This is a genomic window from Streptomyces niger (genome assembly GCF_000718305.1).
In the GTDB taxonomy this organism is placed as follows: Bacteria; Actinomycetota; Actinomycetes; order Streptomycetales; family Streptomycetaceae; genus Streptomyces; species Streptomyces niger.
Window position 1 is genome coordinate 1 of the sequence record NZ_JOFQ01000025.1, and the last position, 14,980, is coordinate 14,980.

Consider the following 14,980-nt stretch of genomic DNA (forward strand, 5'->3'; position numbering starts at 1 on the left):
CCTTCGTCGGCAGCGTCAGATGTGTATAAGAGACAGGGGAACGAGGGCGGGTGTTGCGAGTGCTGCGGGGACTGGAGGACTCACCCCGCCACGGTAACCCTTAATGTCCTATTTGCCCGCATTGCCGATCGAGGCGACGGGCTCGTGTCCCGGGGCCCTCGGGGGGCCTCCCCCCCCCGCCCCCTCCCACCCCTCCCCCAAATCTCATCCCACGCTCGCCCCCGGCCCCCTCACACCTCCGGTCGGAGCATCGGCGGGTTCAGCAACGTGGCACCGCCGGCGCTGAACAGCTGGGCCGGCCGGCCGCCCTGACGGGTCGTCGTCCCCCCGGTCGGGACGAGGAAGCCCGGGGTGCCGGTCACCTTGCGGTGGAAGTTGCGGGGGTCCAGAGCCACGCCCCAGACCGCCTCGTACACCCGGCGCAGCTCTCCGACCGTGAACTCCTGCGGGCAGAAGGCGGTGGCGAGCGAGGAGTACTCGATCTTGGAGCGGGCCCGTTCGACGCCGTCCCCGAGGATGCGCGCATGGTCGAAGGCCAGGGGTGCGGCCTGTTCGCCGTCCCGGGCGAGGCCGTTCTCCTGCTCCAGGAGCGTCTCGACGGGGGCCCAACGGGCGCCGTGGGCGTCGCCGCCGGCGCGCGGTGCGGGCAGGTCGGGGGCGAGGACCAGGTGGGCGACGCTGACGACGCGCATACGCGGGTCGCGCTTGGGGTCGCCGTACGTGGCGAGCTGTTCGAGGTGGGCGCCGGGGGCCAGCTGGGGGCCCGCCGGGCCGTGCGCGTGCAGGCCGGTCTCCTCGGCCAGCTCCCTCGCCGCCGCGGTCTCCAGGTCCTCGTCGGCCCGTACGAATCCCCCAGGCAGGGCCCAGCGTCCCTGGAACGGTGGTTCACCGCGACGGACGGCCAACGCGCACAACGCGTGTTTGCGCACGGTGAGCACGACCAGGTCGACGGTGACGGCGAACGGAGGGAAGGCCGACGGGTCGTAGGGAGGCATGTCGCGATCATAGTCGTCCGCCTGACGATAAACAGGCGGTCCACTTCTTCACGCCCCCAGTTGCAGGCCATCTGCCGCCTCCTCCACCATTCCCAGGCCACGGCCGCTGACATGGACGGAGAACGGCTGCTCCGCGACGGTCAGACCGGTGACGTGCAGGGCACCGAGCGGCGTTCCGGAGAGCGGCCGTACGGAAAGCGTGCCGCCGGGAACGTCCGGACGGATGCCCACCAGGGTGAGCAGGGCGTGCACCGCGCCGGCCGCGGCCACCGCGGCCGGTCGGCAGGCCGTGGGATGCGGTACGGGGGCGCCGTCGCCGGTGCGCTGGTGCCCCCCGTACATCTCCGGGAGGCGGTACCCGAAGCTCTCCGAGGCGTCCAACAGGCCTCTGATCAAGGAGGTCGCTTCCGCTTCGCGGCCCGCGGCGGCCAGGGCATGGGCGGCGACGGCGGTCTCGTGGACACGTACCGCTCCGCCGCGGTGGCCGAACGGGTTGTAGCCGTCCTCCTTGCTGCCGAGGCCCCGCAGGCCCCAGCCGGTGTCGAGGGCCGGGCTGTTCAGCAGCTTCGCGACCTGTTCCGTGCGGACGCCGTCGAGCAGGCCGGGAGCGAAGGTGCCGTTGCCGAGCAGGCCGGTGTCCAGCAGGTGGGCGACACCGGAGACGAGGCGGGTGAACACCCGGCCGTCGGGGGTGCGCAGGGCCGCGGGGCGGCCACCGCCGGGGTCGGCGATCCAGAAGTGGTCGCGGAAGCGGCGGCGCAGGTCGGCGGCCCATTTGCGGAGCTCGTCGGCGCCGGGGCGGTTGCACGCGTCCAGGAGGTCGGCACCGAGCAGCGCCGCGCGGTGGGCGTGTGCTTGTGTCTCGCAGCGGTAGGGGCCGGTGGGAGCCGGGTCGGGTACGCAGCCGGCGCCTGCCGAACGGTCGGCTGCCCGGGCCGAGGTGGCGAGCAGCCAGGCGAGGCAGCGTTCGGCGGCGGGCAGCAGGCGTTCGACCTCGGGGGCGGGCAGGCCCCAGCGGCGGGCCTCGGCGAGTACGGCGGGGAACAGCAGGGTTGCCTCGATGCCGGTGCAGCTCGGTGGCGAGTGCGGGCCCGCGTCGCGCAGGGGACCGGGAATTCGGCCGAAATCGGTTCCCGGGTCCGCATGTTGGCTGCGGGCGAGGGTGCGGAGGGTGCTGGCGGCGAGTCGGGTGCCGAGCGGGAGGAGCATGCGGGCCGCGGCGAGGGCCTCGGCCGGGGCCGGGGTGCACCGCCAGGGAATGCCGGCCGCCAGCCCGGCGTCGGCGGGGACGGCTGGGTCGCGGGTCAGGAGACTGTTGAGGTCGTCGAGTGCGGTGGCGAGCAGGGTGTTGGCACGAGGGTCGTCGCAGTGGAGGCGGGCGGTGGACCAGGGGCGGGGTGGCCGGGTGGCGTGCGTGCCCGTGGTGGTGGGGCCGAGGGCTCGGCGGCCGGGTGGGGGCGTCGGACCGGTGGGGCCGCTGCGGATGCGGAGCTCGATGGTGCGGGGGGTGCCGGGTGGCAGGTCCAGGCCCCAGCGGAGCAGCCCGGCGGCGGCGAGGGCGTCGTCCGGTGAAGGGGTGGCCGTGACGGTGGCGTGCGTCGTGTCGGTGGTCCAGCGGAGTCCGGCGTCGTGGACGGAGGCGGGCAGGTCGGGGCCGGGGAGGCCGAGGGCGACGGCGCTCAGTTCGGCGAGGTCGGTGGCGAAGGTGATCTCCACCGGGAGGCGCAGGGCCCGTGGGGTGTTGTTGTGCAGGGTGATGCGTTCGGTGCCGTCGGCGCTCCGCAGGCGTTCGACGACGAGGCCGGGGTCGGGGCCGGGGTCGTGGGGTGTGCGGAGGGTGCCCGTGAAGCGGGCGCGGTCGGCGCCGAGCATCCTGGCCTGCACGGTGAGCGGCTGGGCCCCGGCGACACGGAGGACGCAGCGGGCGAGGGTGCGTCTGCCGAAGCGGTAGAACCCTTCCGTGCCGCTGCCGGTGAGCTGACTGTGGGTGGCGGAGGAGATGGCGAGTGCGGGCAGGGCCACGCAGATGAGGGCGGTGTGGACGGGTTGCGGTTCGGGCGGTCGGGGCGGGGGCGCGGCGCGTTGCCGTGCGGGCGCCGGGTGGGTCTGCGGCGGGGTGGGGAACATGCCTGCCATGGGGGGTGCTCCCTGTTGTGGTGGGGGTTCCGTACGGGTTGCGCCACATAGGGGAACGCCGCGGCCGAGGCGCAGGTCACGCCGGAACGTCAGCTCGGGTGCGGTCATCGGGGGCTCCGGTCGCCCCGGCGGCCTCCTGCGGGGCCGGTGCGCGGGTGGGGGCGTCCCGTACGGGGGCGTGCCGCGGGGCGGGTGCGTGCGCGGGGCCCTGCGGGACGGTCGGCGCGCGGGCGACGGGCCGGCGCGCGTCCACCGTCGGTTCGGAGGGTGACCGCATCGCTGGGGGGCTCGGCATCGGCGTGGGCGTCGACGCCGGTGTCGACCTCGGTGTCGGTGTCGACCTCGGTGTCGGTGTCGACCTCGGTGTCGGTGTCCGGGTCGATGTCGGTATCGGCGTCCACGTCGGCGTCGGTCTGCGTATCGGTGGCCGGGGTGAGGACATCGGTCATGCGGTCCGGAGTGAGGGGCATTACCCGGTCCTCGTCCGGTGCGGTGTCGCTCGGGAGGCCGGTCAGGAGATCGCTCGGGAGGGGGCCGACCGGCTTCGTGGTGGGGCGTCGTGTGGCGCGCAGGCAGCGGCGGAGTTTTTCCGGGTCGAGTCCTTCGTTGAGGCCGCGGTGGAGGAGTTGGGCGAAGAGGTAGTCGGGGTCGAGGGTGAGGGCGCGGCAGAGCGCGACGCGGGCGGAGGCGGTGTCGCCGGTTGCCCAGGAGACCCAGCCGGCCAGGGTGAGCGGGGGCGCCGCGTGGGTTTCGTAGGCGCCGGGACAGCGGCGGGCCAGTGCGCGCCAGAGGCGCAGGGCGGGGGCGGCGTCGGGGCCTTCCATCCATGCGGCGGCGTGGTCGCGGGTGAGGCGGTCCTGGAGGCCGAGGATCATTTCGGCGGCTTCGCCGTTGCTGAGGAGGGCGTCGTCGCAGGCGTCCTTGGCGCGGTGGCTGCCGGTGGGCGGGTCGCCGCGGAAGGTGTGGAGGGCGCGGGCGAGGAGGGCGAGGGTCTCTTCGCGTACGGCCTGGGTGTCCTGGCCGGAGAGCATGCGCGGGATGAGGGCGGCGGCGGCCGCGTCGAGGGCTTTGAGCTGGCCGTCGGCGCGGGGGCCGGTGTGCGGGGCGAGTCGGGCTTCCATGTCTTTGAGTGAGCCGCGGACCTGGACGCCGGAGTAGGCGGCGGCCGCTGCCATGACGGAGGTGCCGGGCAGGGCGAGTGGGGTGCCGGTGGCGGGGCAGCAGCGTTCGTCGGGGCAGACGTAGGACCAGAAGCGTCCGTGGGAGAGGCAGAGGGCTTCGAGGACGGGGACGTCGCGGCTGCCGCAGGCGGTGCGCAGGCGCTGGGCGAGGGGTTGGAGGCGGTCGCGTACGTCGCGGCCGGTCTCGGTGGCCGTGGGGTCCTGGCAGAGGAAGACGAGGATGCCGCCGGGGGGTGTGCCGCGCTCGCGGGCTGCGGTGATGAGGCTGTCGGCGAGCTGGTCGGCGATGTAGGGCCACTGGGTGGTGTCGGTGGGGATGCCGAGTCGGACGCGGCCGCCGAAGCGTCCGCGTGCGCCGTGGAGGGCGACGAGGACGATGCTGTCGTCGGGGTAGAAACCGAGCAAGTACGGGAGGGCGTCGGCGAGTTCGGCGGGGCCGCGGAGGGTGACCCGGGTTTCCGGGGCGGTCGAGGGGACGGTGGGGCGGGGGTCTGCCGGGTCGGCCGGCTCGATGTGCGGGTTCATGGGTCGAAGATCCCGCGGGTTGCCGGGGCTCGGCGACCCCTGTGGATAACTCCCGGGTGATTAAAGTTTTCCACAAACCGTCGCGGTGGGCGGTGCCGGGCGAACGGGCTGCGTGTTCGACGGGAGTGCGTCCGACCGTGCAGGTCGTGGCGGTATTGGAAGCCTTGGCGGTTGCGAACGCGCCGGGGCGCGGCTTCGGCGGGCCTCGTCAAATAACGCACGTCTAGCGGGTATTGGAGGGATCCGGTCTTCCGGGCGATCTGTTCATGCTGTTTACAGGTGATTAGATTGTGCGCGTGATGCGATCAACAAACGTTTCCGGAACCGATCGTCGTGCGCTGATCGCGGCTTCGGTCACCGTCGTTCTTTGGGCTTCCGCCTTCGTCTCCATTCGCGCCTCGGCCGACTTCTTCAGTCCTGGGGCCCTGGCACTGGGCCGGTTGGTGACCGGTTCTGTCGCTTTGGTGTGTGTTTTGCTGGTCAAAAGGGGTGGTTTACCGCCCCGTAAGGCATGGCCGGGCATTGTGGGATCCGGAGTGCTCTGGTTCGGGGTCTACATGGTGGTCCTGAACTGGGGCGAACAGAAAGTCGACGCCGGCACCGCTTCCATGGTCGTCAATGTCGGCCCGATGGTGATCGCCCTGCTGGGGGGCTGGCTGCTCAAGGAGGGGTTCCCGCCCCTGCTGCTGCTCGGCATGGGTGTGTCGTTCGTGGGCGCGGTCGTGGTCGGCTTCTCCACGTCCGGCGAAGGCTCGTCCTCCGTGCTGGGCGTCCTGCTCTGCCTGCTGGCGGCGGTGGCGTACGGCGGCGGGGTGGTCTCGCAGAAACCCGCCCTGCGGCACGCGACCGCGATGCAGGCCACGACGTTCGGCTGCCTCATCGGCACGGTCTGCTGCCTGCCCTTCAGCGGGCAGCTGGTGTCACAGGTGTCCGAGGCGCCGCTCTCGGCGACCCTCAACGTCGTCTACCTCGGGCTCTTCCCGACGGCGCTGGCGTTCAGCACCTGGGCGTACGCGCTGTCCCGGACGACCGCGGGCAAGATGGGCGCGACCACCTACGCGGTGCCCGCCGTGGTGGTCCTCATCTCCTGGCTCGCGCTCCGTGAGGTGCCCGGCTGGGTGACCCTCCTCGGCGGTGTCATCTGCCTCGGCGGTGTCGCGGTCTCCCGCAGGCGCGGCGTCCGCGCACCGCAGGAGCCGCCGGCCGCGCCCGGCCCGGAACCGGCCGGGTCCGAGGCGCCGGCGACGGAGACCACGCGCTGACGCGCACGGAACAGCGGCTCGGAGGGGCCGGACGGGGAGCGCTCTCCGTCCGGCCCCTCCGTCATGTGTGCCGCCCCTCGGTGGGGGCGGGTGGCGCCGCTCTTCGAAGGGGCGGGCGCGTCACAGGACGATCGTCGTCTCGTTCCGCGCCAGCAGGTAGCCGAGCTGTACCCGAGTATGCGCCCCGAGCTCCTGTTTCATGGCCGCGATGTGCCCTTGCAGCGACCTTTCACTGATCCCCAGGCGGCGCGCGATCCGCTTGTCCGAGTAGCCCCCGATCAGCAGACTGCTGATGGATTCCCGTAGTGACGGAATGACCTCGCCGGCCGCTTTCGCCGCATGCAGCGGGACGAAGGGAAACGCTTTTGCCCGGTCCCAGGAGCGCTCGAAAGCGTCCTTGAGGAAACGCACCACCGCCGGTTCGCGGATGGCTATGGCGTGCGTACGACTCTCATTGGCCGAGATGAATGCGACGGCGTCGTCGATGACGATCAATCGGTCGAAGAATTCGGCCAGTGTCCGAACCCGCACACCGTAGTCGGAAACCGCTCGGACGTACTTCTTCGTCGCCTCGTCGAAGCGCGTGGTGTGTTGGTAGAGCGTACGCATTGCGACGCCCGCCTCGATGTGCCGCCGGACGGAATCCAGAGCCTTTTCCAGAACCGGCCCCGGCCGGGGGCCGTCCGGCTGTGCGGTCAGGATTTCTCTTCGCGCCCCGGAGAGCGCCTTGTTGATGGCCTTCTCTATGTCGTCCAGGCCGTGCAGATGACAAATGAGTGGTTCGACCGGAGTCGCCGGTGCCTCCGGAACGCCACCGATGCCGTCGATCGGCCGGCCCACGGTGAGCCGTGACAGTTCGTCCAACTGCTCGGCCAGACGCCGCAGAGTGCCCTCAGCCCCTTCCGGCGTGGGCTCTAATCGCGCAGATTCCTGTCCGTTTTGCCCTTTATTAACGCCATTTGCGTTATTCACGCCTCTAACCCCCATGCTGTCTGCATGTTCCTTTAGTGCGTGTAAGTCCCCTCAGTTTCCCGTAGTACGGAAACCCGAACCATCTTAGATCTTCAACTCAGGCTTCCGGCAAGGGACATTGATTGCAGGCGATCAAACGGAATGCGTTCGCTTCGGCCGGGCGACGCACCTTCTTTGCCGATCGAACTCCCCACCCACTCCGCAAGAGAGGCTCAGCAAACATGCGGGAAAGCTTTTCCTCGTCCAGCCGGATGCCCCGTCGGTCGCACTTCACTCTTCGTATCGGGTTCGTCGCGGTAGCGAGTTTCCTGATGGTCATGCCTGGGGCCGGCCCGGCGGACACCTCGCTATCCGCGGCCCCTACGGGCGACACCCGACTGGACGATGTCGGCTGGAATGCGGCCGGCTCCAGGGCGACTTCCTGAGTCCCCGTCAGGTACGAGAGATCGGTTCCCCACAGTGTCTTCTTCCCCCTGGTTTCTGTACGACGAAGCCGGCCCCCGGCGTGCCGCCCGCGTCTACTGCTTCCCCCACGCCGGCGGCAATCCACGCTCCTTCCTCGGCTGGCAGAAGGACCTGGGAGAGGACGCGGAAGTGGTCGCGGTCTGTCCGCCCGGACGAGGTCCCCGGTATCGGGAGAGCGCTCTCACCACCGTGTCGGACCTCGCCGACGGAGCCGCCGCGGCGATCGCCGCGGCCGCCGACCGCCCCTTCCTCCTCTTCGGGCACAGCTTCGGCGCAGTGCTGGCCTTCGAGGTCGCGCGGCGCCTCGGAACCCTGCCGGACTTCCGGCACCTGGTGGCCTCCGGCTGCTCAGCCCCCGCCCTGCTGCCCACCCGCCGCGTCGTGGAGACCGCACGGCTGGAGGGGCGCGCATTCACCGAAGCCGTGGGCTTCTTCGGCGGACTGCCACCGGAGGTCGTGGCCGACGAGGCGCTGCAGGAGCTGCTGCTCCCGAACCTGCGGTCGGACTTCCGCATGGTCGCGGAGTACGCCTACCGGCCCGCGCCCCCGCTGGACGTCCCCGTCACCCTGATCAACGGCTACGACGACCCGCATGTCACCGAGGCCGGCCTCGACCCCTGGGAGCGCGAATGCGCCGCCGGGATCACCCGGCACTGGGCCGACGGCGGCCACTTCTACTTCGACGGCAGTCCCGGTGCCGTCACCGGCCTTCTACGGTCGCTCATGAGTGGGGCACCTGGCGCGAACGCGTCTGCCGATGAGCACGTTGAGCTTATCTGAGCAGTGCCTGACACCTATGACACCAGTACCGCAGAGGGGACCCGCACCATGAACCGCTCCACCGCAGACCAGCAGCGCCGTGCCGAAACGTTCCGGAAGCTGCACGAGGGTCCGCAGCCCTTCGTCGTCCCCAACCCGTGGGACGCGGGCACCGCACACATCCTGACCGGGATGGGCTTCCCCGCGCTCGCCACCACCGGCGCGGGCCTGGCACACGGGCTGGGGCTGCCCGACGGCGCCAACCGGCTCGGCCGCAAGGAGGTCCTGGACAACGCCGCGGTGATCGTCGCCGCGACCACGCTGCCGGTCTCCGCCGACCTGGAGAGCGGTTTCGGCGACACCCCGGAAGAAGTCGCCGAGACCATCCGGCAGGCCGCCGCCGTGGGCCTGGTCGGCGGGTCGATCGAGGACTCCACCGGCCGCGCCGCGGACCCGGTGCGTCCTCTGGAGGAGGCCGTGGAGCGCGTGTCCGCGGCCGTCGCCGCGGCCAAGGAGCTCGACTTCCCCTTCCTGGTGACGGCCCGCGCGGAGAACTTCTTCCAGGGCATCCCCGACCTCGACGACACCATCCGCCGTCTCCAGGCCTACGAGGCAGCGGGCGCCGACGTCCTCTACGCGCCGGCCCTGCCCGACGCCGACGCCATCCGCGCGGTGTGTTCCTCGGTCTCGGCGCCCGTGAACGTCCTGATGGGCTCGCCCGCGCTGCGGCTGTCCGTCACCGAACTCGGCGACCTGGGAGTCCGGCGGATCAGCGTCGGCTCGGCGCTGTCCCGCGCCTCGCTCGGCGCCGTCGTCCGCGCGGCCCAGGAGATCCGCGACCACGGCACCTTCGGCTTCGGGGCGGACGCCGTCCCGTATGCCGAGGCCAACACGATGATGGCGCCGGAGCAGCCGGCCGGCCCGGAAAGTGACCGCACACCGTGAACCCAGCACCGGCGTACCTGTCCGCTCCCTCCTACGTACTCGGTGAGCACGAGGCCGACCACACCACCATCGCCAACCTCCACGCGCGCGCCCGAGAGTTCGGCATGCCGCCGAAGGCCGCGCTGTGGGGGTGGGGCACCGTCCGCCGTACGGCCAAGAGCCTGGAGACCCTCGCCGTGGAGAGCGGCACGGCGGCGCTGCGCGCCGCCGGGGTCGATCCGGGCACCGTCGACGGCCTCATCGTGTGCTCGACCAAGTTCCCCGGCGGTCCCCGGACCCACGGCAGGTTCGTGGAGGCGGTGATGACCGGTATCGGCCTCGGTGACGCGGCCTTCACCGGCATCACCCTCAACCGCTGCACCAACCTCCTGGTGGGCCTGCGCACGGCCCATGCGCTGGTGGCCGCCGGGCAGCACCGCAGGATGCTGGTCCTCTCCAGCGACCGGATCACCGACGAGTCCGTGCGCATGGAGAACTTCGCCCTGTTCAGCGACGGCGCGGCGGCCTGTGTGGTGGGGGCCGAGCCGCACGGCGTCGACGCCTACGAGATGGTCGGCGGGGCCTCCGCGCAGGACCCGACCTCGCTGGACTGGTCGAACGAGATCAGCTCCGACCTCGCCCGCCTGGTCAACGAGCGGGTGCTCACCGCGGCCGACATGAAGCCGGGCGACCTCGACGGCGTGCTGCACCTCAATCTCTTCAAACCACTGGTGGTGATGAAGGAGCGGCAGGCCGGTTTCTCCGCCGACCAGTTGTTCCTCGACAACATCTCCCGGGTCGGCCACTGCTTCGCCGCCGACCCGCTGATCAACCTGGTGGACCGGGGCACGGCCGGGCAGTTGCGGGACCACGGCCACTACCTGCTGGCCGCGAGCGTGCCCGGTGTCCGGGTGAGCGTCCTGCTGCACAAGCTGCCCGCCGTCCCCGCCCCGGCAGCCCCCACTTCCCAGGAGCACTGATGAACGCGCACACCGGATTCCCGCTTCCGGACCTGACCACGTCCCTGCCCCGCGCCCCCTTCCGCTTCAGCCCCAAGGCGTTCGAGGAGGCCGCCGCGGTCCTCGACGGCGAGCCGACCGGCCTCTTCCAGCAGCTGCTCGGCGACCAGGAGAGCGAGACCACCCTCCTCGTCGCCCGGCGGGTCCTGGAGGCGTTCCTCGGCCGCGACGACGCCGACCCCGCCCTGCTGGCGTGCACCGATGCCGAGGCGGTCGCCGGGTACGTCCTGCAGGCACGTGCCGCACTGCTGCCGTCCCTCACCGCGCTGCGCGAGACCGGGGAGGAGACCCGCGACCTGGTCCTGCGGCAGCGTGCTCCGTTGAGCCTGCTCGCCGGGTGCTGGCTGGACACCGTGTCCCAGGCCGCCACCCAGCCCTCCGTCATCGTCAACCGGCTGCACGGCCAGTACTTCCGGCTGCGGGGCGAAGGCACCCCGCAGCGCGGCCTGCTCGCCCGGCGCCGGCGGACCCTGGACGAGCTGGGCGTCCACCTGCCCCGCATCGAGACCGTCGACTTCCTGCACCGGGCCGGCGCCCGCCCGCTGACCGCGCTGCTCGCATCGTTCCCCCTTGCGCTGTCCCGGCTCCCCGCCTCGTTCCTGCCGGAAGTGGTGGGCGTGCACTACGCGATGACCGCGCTCGGCGTCGACGACCTGCTGCTGGGCACCGAGGCGTGCCTGCCGGAGGACGCGGTCCGCGCGGTCCTGGCCGAATACCTCGCGCTGACCGAGCAGTCCGCGACCGGCGCGGCGGACCGGCGGCGGATGCTCACCGCCGTCGGGCTGGTGCTGCGGCTGGAGCGGGAACACACGGACATGCTCACCGAGCTGGCCGCGTGGCACGACAGCCTGTCCCTGGACGCCAGGGTCGCCCAGATCGTGGCCCGGCACGCACCGTTCGCGGGGAAGCAGCACCGCAGCGTCCGCATGGGCGGCCGGCGGCTCTCGGAGTGGCTCGACGACGACCAGCTCGACCTCGCCGCGTTCGTCGAGGCGTTCCGGCAGGCCCGGCAGATGCAGCCCAACCGGTCGGGGACGTGCCGGTTCCTGCAGTCGATCAAGTTCGGCGGGCCGATGTTCGGGATCTTCGACGAGCGGGAGGCCGCCACCTTCGCGGCGTGGGCGGACTCCATCGCCGCCGGCGAGCCCGCCGACCTCGATTTCCGGCCGAACACCGCCGGTGACGAGCCGGCTGCGGAGTGGGCCGGGGCGCTGCGCCGCGCCGAGCCCGCCGACGCCGTCCCCGCCGACACCCCGACGGGCCTGAACGACCGGGAGCTGTTCCACCGCATCGTCAACGTCGAGCAGTTCCCGCACATCCTGCCGGTGGCCCGGGACCGGGCCGAGGCCGGACTCGCCGACGCGGAGCTGCTCTTCACCCACGGAGCCGGCGGCAGGCTCACCAACGCCGAGTACTTCGACTACACCCCCGAGGCGCTCATGGCGCGCGTCGAGCGGATCTACTGGGACAAGCTGGTGAACCCCTACCGGCCGCTGACGGAGATACCCGACCGCGACGAAGTGATCTTCGGGCAGTCGACATATGCGCTGGGCAGCCTGATCGACGGCAGCTGGGCGCACCGCATCGGCAACCTCGGCCGCGACCACCGGCAGAGCGACCACATGCTGTTCGCCATCTACGCGGACGAGATGGGCCGCGGAGACCTCGCCAAGAACCACATCACCCTCATCCACCAGGTGCTGGCCAGCATGGACATCCACCTGCCGCACATCCGGCAGGAGGAGTTCCTGGACCAGGGCGACCTGCCGGACGGGCTCTACGGGTTCTCGATCCACCAGGTGTGCCTGTCGCTGTTCCCCGACACGCTCTACAACGAGATCCTCGGCTACAACCTGGGCATCGAGATGTTCGGCCTCGGCGAGATGCGGCTGCACGAGATCCAGAAGCTGCGCCGCCACAACTTCGACGTGGCCTACGAAGAGGCGCACCTGTCGATCGACAACTTCTCCGCAGGGCACGCCCGGCAGTCGGCCGACATCATCGTCTCCTACCTCGACGACGTGCGGCGGGCCTCCGGCGAGGAAGCCGTCCAGCGGGAGTGGCGCCGCATCTGGCGCGGCTACGCCTCCTTCGCGTACTTCGTCGAGCACCAGCTGGTGAAGCAGGTCCGCGACCAGCAGGTCGCCGCGGTCCCGCCGGCGCACGACGCCCGGACCGACGACGCCGACCTGGTCATCTGACCCCGCGCCCCGCGCCCATCCCCCGCACGGAGACCTGCCTTGTCACAGCTCACGAGTTTTGATCCGGAGATCCTCCAACTGCCCTTCTACGACGAGCGGCACCGCCGGCTCGCGGACGCCGTCGGCACCTGGTGCGACGACCGTGCGGACCTCTGGGAGGAGATCCGTACGGAGTCCCCGGAGAAGGCCGGGCTGCGCCTGGTGCGCCGGCTCGGCGAGGACGGCTGGCTCGCCTTCCTGGACCCCGACGCCGGGGAGGAGGGGCTGCCCGGCGACCTCCGGGCGATCTGCCTGCTGCGCGAGGCGCTCGCGTACGCCGAGGACCTGGCCGACTTCGCGTTCTCCATCCAGACCCTGGCCGCCACTCCCCTGCTCCGGTACGGCAGCGAAGCGCAGCAGCGGCACTACCTGCCGCGGATGGCCACCGGCTCGCTGATCGGCGCCTTCGCCGTCTCCGAGGAGGAGGCGGGCTCCGACGTCGCCGCGGTCGCCCTGCGGGCGGAGCGGGACGCGGACGGCGGCTACGTGCTCAACGGGCAGAAGGCCTGGATCGCCAACGGCAGCATCGCCGACGTGTACCTCGTCATCGCCCGCACCGGCGAGGGCCCGGGGCCCCTCGGCCTGACGGCGTTCCTGGTGCCCGCCGACACCCCCGGCGTACGGGTCGGGAAGCGGCTGGACGCGCTCGCGCCGCGCTCCTTCGCGCACCTGGTGTTCGAGGACTGCCGGGTCCCGGCCGACGCCGTACTGGGCAGGCCGGGCAAGGGCTTCGTCATCGCCATGGACCTCCTGGAACGCTTCCGGATGACCGTGGGCGCGGCGGCGCTCGGCTTCGCCCGCCGGGCCGCCGACACGGCCCTGGCCCGGGCCCGTACGCGGCGGATCGGCACCGGCAAACTGATCGACCTGCAGCTGACGCAGGCGACGCTGGCGGACATGGACGTGCAGCTCAACGCGGCGGCGCTGCTGGTGGCGCGGGCCGCCTGGGAGGCCGACCGCGGCAGCCGGCGCTTCGCCCGGCACTCCAGCATCGCCAAGCTGTACGCCACCGAGGAGGCGCAGCGCATCGTCGACTCCGCGGTGCAGCTGCTCGGCGCGTCGGGGGTGGTCAAGGACGGCGTCACCGAGCGCCTCTACCGGCAGATCCGCTCCCTGCGGATCTACGAGGGCACCTCGGAGGTCATGCGGCTGACCATCGCCGGGTCCCTCGACACCCGGCGTGCCGCCCGGGCCGCCGGCGACGTCTGACCGACTGCCGTCCTGCTTCCCCACCCAAGCCGCCCCGTTTTCCCCCACCCAGACCGCGCTGCTTTTCCCCCACCCAGACCGCGCTGCTTTTCCCCCACCCAGACCGCCCTGCTTTACCCCCCACCGATGTCAACCGTTCCACCGAGCAAGGAGTTCCCCGGGTGACCACCCCCATCGAAGCGGTCCGGCTGCCGGACCCTTACGCCTACTACGCGACGCTGGTGGCCGAGCGGCCCTTCGCCTTCGACCCGGCGGTGGGCGCCTGGGTGGCGAGCGACGCCGCGGCCGTACGGGCCGTGCTGACCGACGACGCGCTGCGGGTGCGGCCCGCCGCCGAGCCGGTGCCGGCCGGCATCGAGGGCACCCCCGCCGGTGACGTCTTCGGGTCCCTGGTACGGATGACCGACGGCGCCCTCCAGCAGCGCCTGAAGGCAGTGGTCGTCGACGCGCTGGGCCGGGTGGACACCGCGTACGCCGCCCGGCTGGCCGCGGAGCGCACCCGGGCGTGCCTGGACGGTCCCCGGCCGCCCTTCGAGGAGCTGATGTTCGGGGTGCCCGCACGGGTGGTGGCGGCGCTGTGCGGGCTGGACGACGGCGCGGACGCCGAAGCGGCCCGGCTCATCGGCGACTTCGTCCAGTGCATCCCCGCATCGGCCACGCCGGAGCAGCAGAAGGCGGCGGCGCTGGCGGCCGGGCGGCTCCAGGAGCTGCTGGGACCGGGCATCGAGCGGGGCGGGGACGGCCCGGGGCTCCTCGCCGAGCTGGTGCGGGCGGCGCGGCGCGCCTCCTGGTCCCGTACGGCGCCGCTGCTGGCCAACGCGGTGGGCTTCCTTTCCCAGACGTACGACGCCACCGCGGGGCTGATCGGCAACACGCTGGTCGCGCTGGCCCGGGAGGGGCGGCCGCCGGCTTCGTTGGACGCCTTCGTCCGGGAGGTCGTGCGGCACGACGCGCCCATCCAGAACACCCGCCGGTTCGCCGCCGAGGCGTTCCGGTACGGCGACGCCGAACTCCAGCCGGGCGCGCAGGTGCTGGTGCTGCTGGCCGCCGCCAACCGCGACCCGGCGGCCAACCCCGACCCGCACGCCTTCCGGCCCGGCCGCCCGGACCCCGCGGTGTTCACGTTCAGCACGGCCGCGCACCGCTGCCCGGGAGAGGCGCTGGCCACCGCCGTGGCCTGCGGAGTCGTCGGTGGGCTGCTCGCCGCCGGCTTCGACCCGGCGGAGCTGCCGGCCGAGGTGACGTACCGGCCGGTGGCCAACGCCCGTATCCCGGTGCTGTGAGCGCGGCCCG

General features: G+C 72.1%; 11 protein-coding genes. 7 read left to right on the forward strand and 4 right to left on the reverse strand.

From position 1 onward, the window contains the following. Nucleotides 1-230: 230 nt before the first annotated feature. The 3 genes from IF20_RS31955 to IF20_RS31965 form a co-directional block, all read right to left on the reverse strand. Complete coding sequence (locus IF20_RS31955) at nt 231-995, reverse strand: NUDIX hydrolase (protein WP_052868893.1); 765 nt, start codon at nt 993-995, stop codon at nt 231-233. 48 nt (nt 996-1,043) lie between these two features. Further along, entirely contained in the window at nt 1,044-3,122 is a 2,079-nt protein-coding gene (locus tag IF20_RS31960; RefSeq protein WP_110944740.1) for a glycogen debranching N-terminal domain-containing protein, read from the reverse strand. A 113-nt stretch (nt 3,123-3,235) separates the two neighbouring features. Then, a complete protein-coding gene (locus tag IF20_RS31965) occupies nt 3,236-4,837 on the reverse strand; it encodes a DUF4192 domain-containing protein (RefSeq protein WP_110944734.1) in 1,602 nt (533 codons plus the stop codon). Nucleotides 4,838-5,136: 299 nt separating this feature from the next. Here IF20_RS31965 and IF20_RS31970 point away from each other — a divergent pair, with 299 nt between their 5' ends. After that, entirely contained in the window at nt 5,137-6,099 is a 963-nt protein-coding gene (locus tag IF20_RS31970; protein WP_199896853.1) for a DMT family transporter, read from the forward strand. Between the two features lie 120 nt (nt 6,100-6,219). On the opposite strand, the gene IF20_RS31975 is transcribed toward IF20_RS31970, so the two are convergent. After that, the gene (locus IF20_RS31975) at nt 6,220-7,071 is read right to left on the reverse strand and encodes a LuxR C-terminal-related transcriptional regulator (RefSeq protein ID WP_199896849.1); all 852 of its coding nucleotides are present in this window, start codon (nt 7,069-7,071) and stop codon (nt 6,220-6,222) included. 459 nt (nt 7,072-7,530) lie between these two features. Here IF20_RS31975 and IF20_RS31980 point away from each other — a divergent pair, with 459 nt between their 5' ends. The 6 genes from IF20_RS31980 to IF20_RS32005 all read left to right on the forward strand — a co-directional run bounded on the left by IF20_RS31980 (nt 7,531) and on the right by IF20_RS32005 (nt 14,970). Continuing rightward, entirely contained in the window at nt 7,531-8,316 is a 786-nt protein-coding gene (locus tag IF20_RS31980) for a thioesterase II family protein (RefSeq protein ID WP_052868895.1), read from the forward strand. 48 nt (nt 8,317-8,364) lie between these two features. After that, nucleotides 8,365-9,240, forward strand: a complete 876-nt coding sequence (locus IF20_RS31985) for an isocitrate lyase/PEP mutase family protein (protein ID WP_052868896.1) — start codon at nt 8,365-8,367, stop codon at nt 9,238-9,240. Beyond that, nucleotides 9,237-10,199, forward strand: a complete 963-nt coding sequence (locus IF20_RS31990; RefSeq protein WP_052868897.1) for a 3-oxoacyl-ACP synthase — start codon at nt 9,237-9,239, stop codon at nt 10,197-10,199. The genes IF20_RS31985 and IF20_RS31990 overlap by 4 nt, the downstream gene beginning before the upstream one ends. Next, a complete protein-coding gene (locus tag IF20_RS31995) occupies nt 10,199-12,439 on the forward strand; it encodes an iron-containing redox enzyme family protein (RefSeq protein WP_052868898.1) in 2,241 nt (746 codons plus the stop codon). Before IF20_RS31990 ends, IF20_RS31995 begins: the two co-directional genes overlap by 1 nt. Nucleotides 12,440-12,478: 39 nt before the next feature. Next, a complete protein-coding gene (locus IF20_RS32000) occupies nt 12,479-13,687 on the forward strand; it encodes an acyl-CoA dehydrogenase family protein (protein ID WP_052868899.1) in 1,209 nt (402 codons plus the stop codon). A 161-nt stretch (nt 13,688-13,848) separates the two neighbouring features. Beyond that, nucleotides 13,849-14,970 (forward strand): cytochrome P450, encoded by a 1,122-nt coding sequence (locus IF20_RS32005; RefSeq protein ID WP_052868900.1) that lies wholly within the window; start codon nt 13,849-13,851, stop codon nt 14,968-14,970. Nucleotides 14,971-14,980 lie beyond the last annotated feature (10 nt).

Excerpts from the sequence above, each read along its gene's own strand:
- IF20_RS31955 (WP_052868893.1), bottom strand. The coding sequence starts at position 995 with ATGCCTCCCTACGACCCGTCGGCCTTCCCTCCGTTCGCCGTCACCGTC.
- IF20_RS31960 (WP_110944740.1), bottom strand. The coding sequence starts at position 3,122 with ATGTTCCCCACCCCGCCGCAGACCCACCCGGCGCCCGCACGGCAACGC.
- IF20_RS31965 (WP_110944734.1), bottom strand. The coding sequence starts at position 4,837 with ATGAACCCGCACATCGAGCCGGCCGACCCGGCAGACCCCCGCCCCACC.
- IF20_RS31970 (WP_199896853.1), top strand. The coding sequence starts at position 5,137 with ATGCGATCAACAAACGTTTCCGGAACCGATCGTCGTGCGCTGATCGCG.
- IF20_RS31985 (WP_052868896.1), top strand. The coding sequence starts at position 8,365 with ATGAACCGCTCCACCGCAGACCAGCAGCGCCGTGCCGAAACGTTCCGG.
- IF20_RS31995 (WP_052868898.1), top strand. The coding sequence starts at position 10,199 with ATGAACGCGCACACCGGATTCCCGCTTCCGGACCTGACCACGTCCCTG.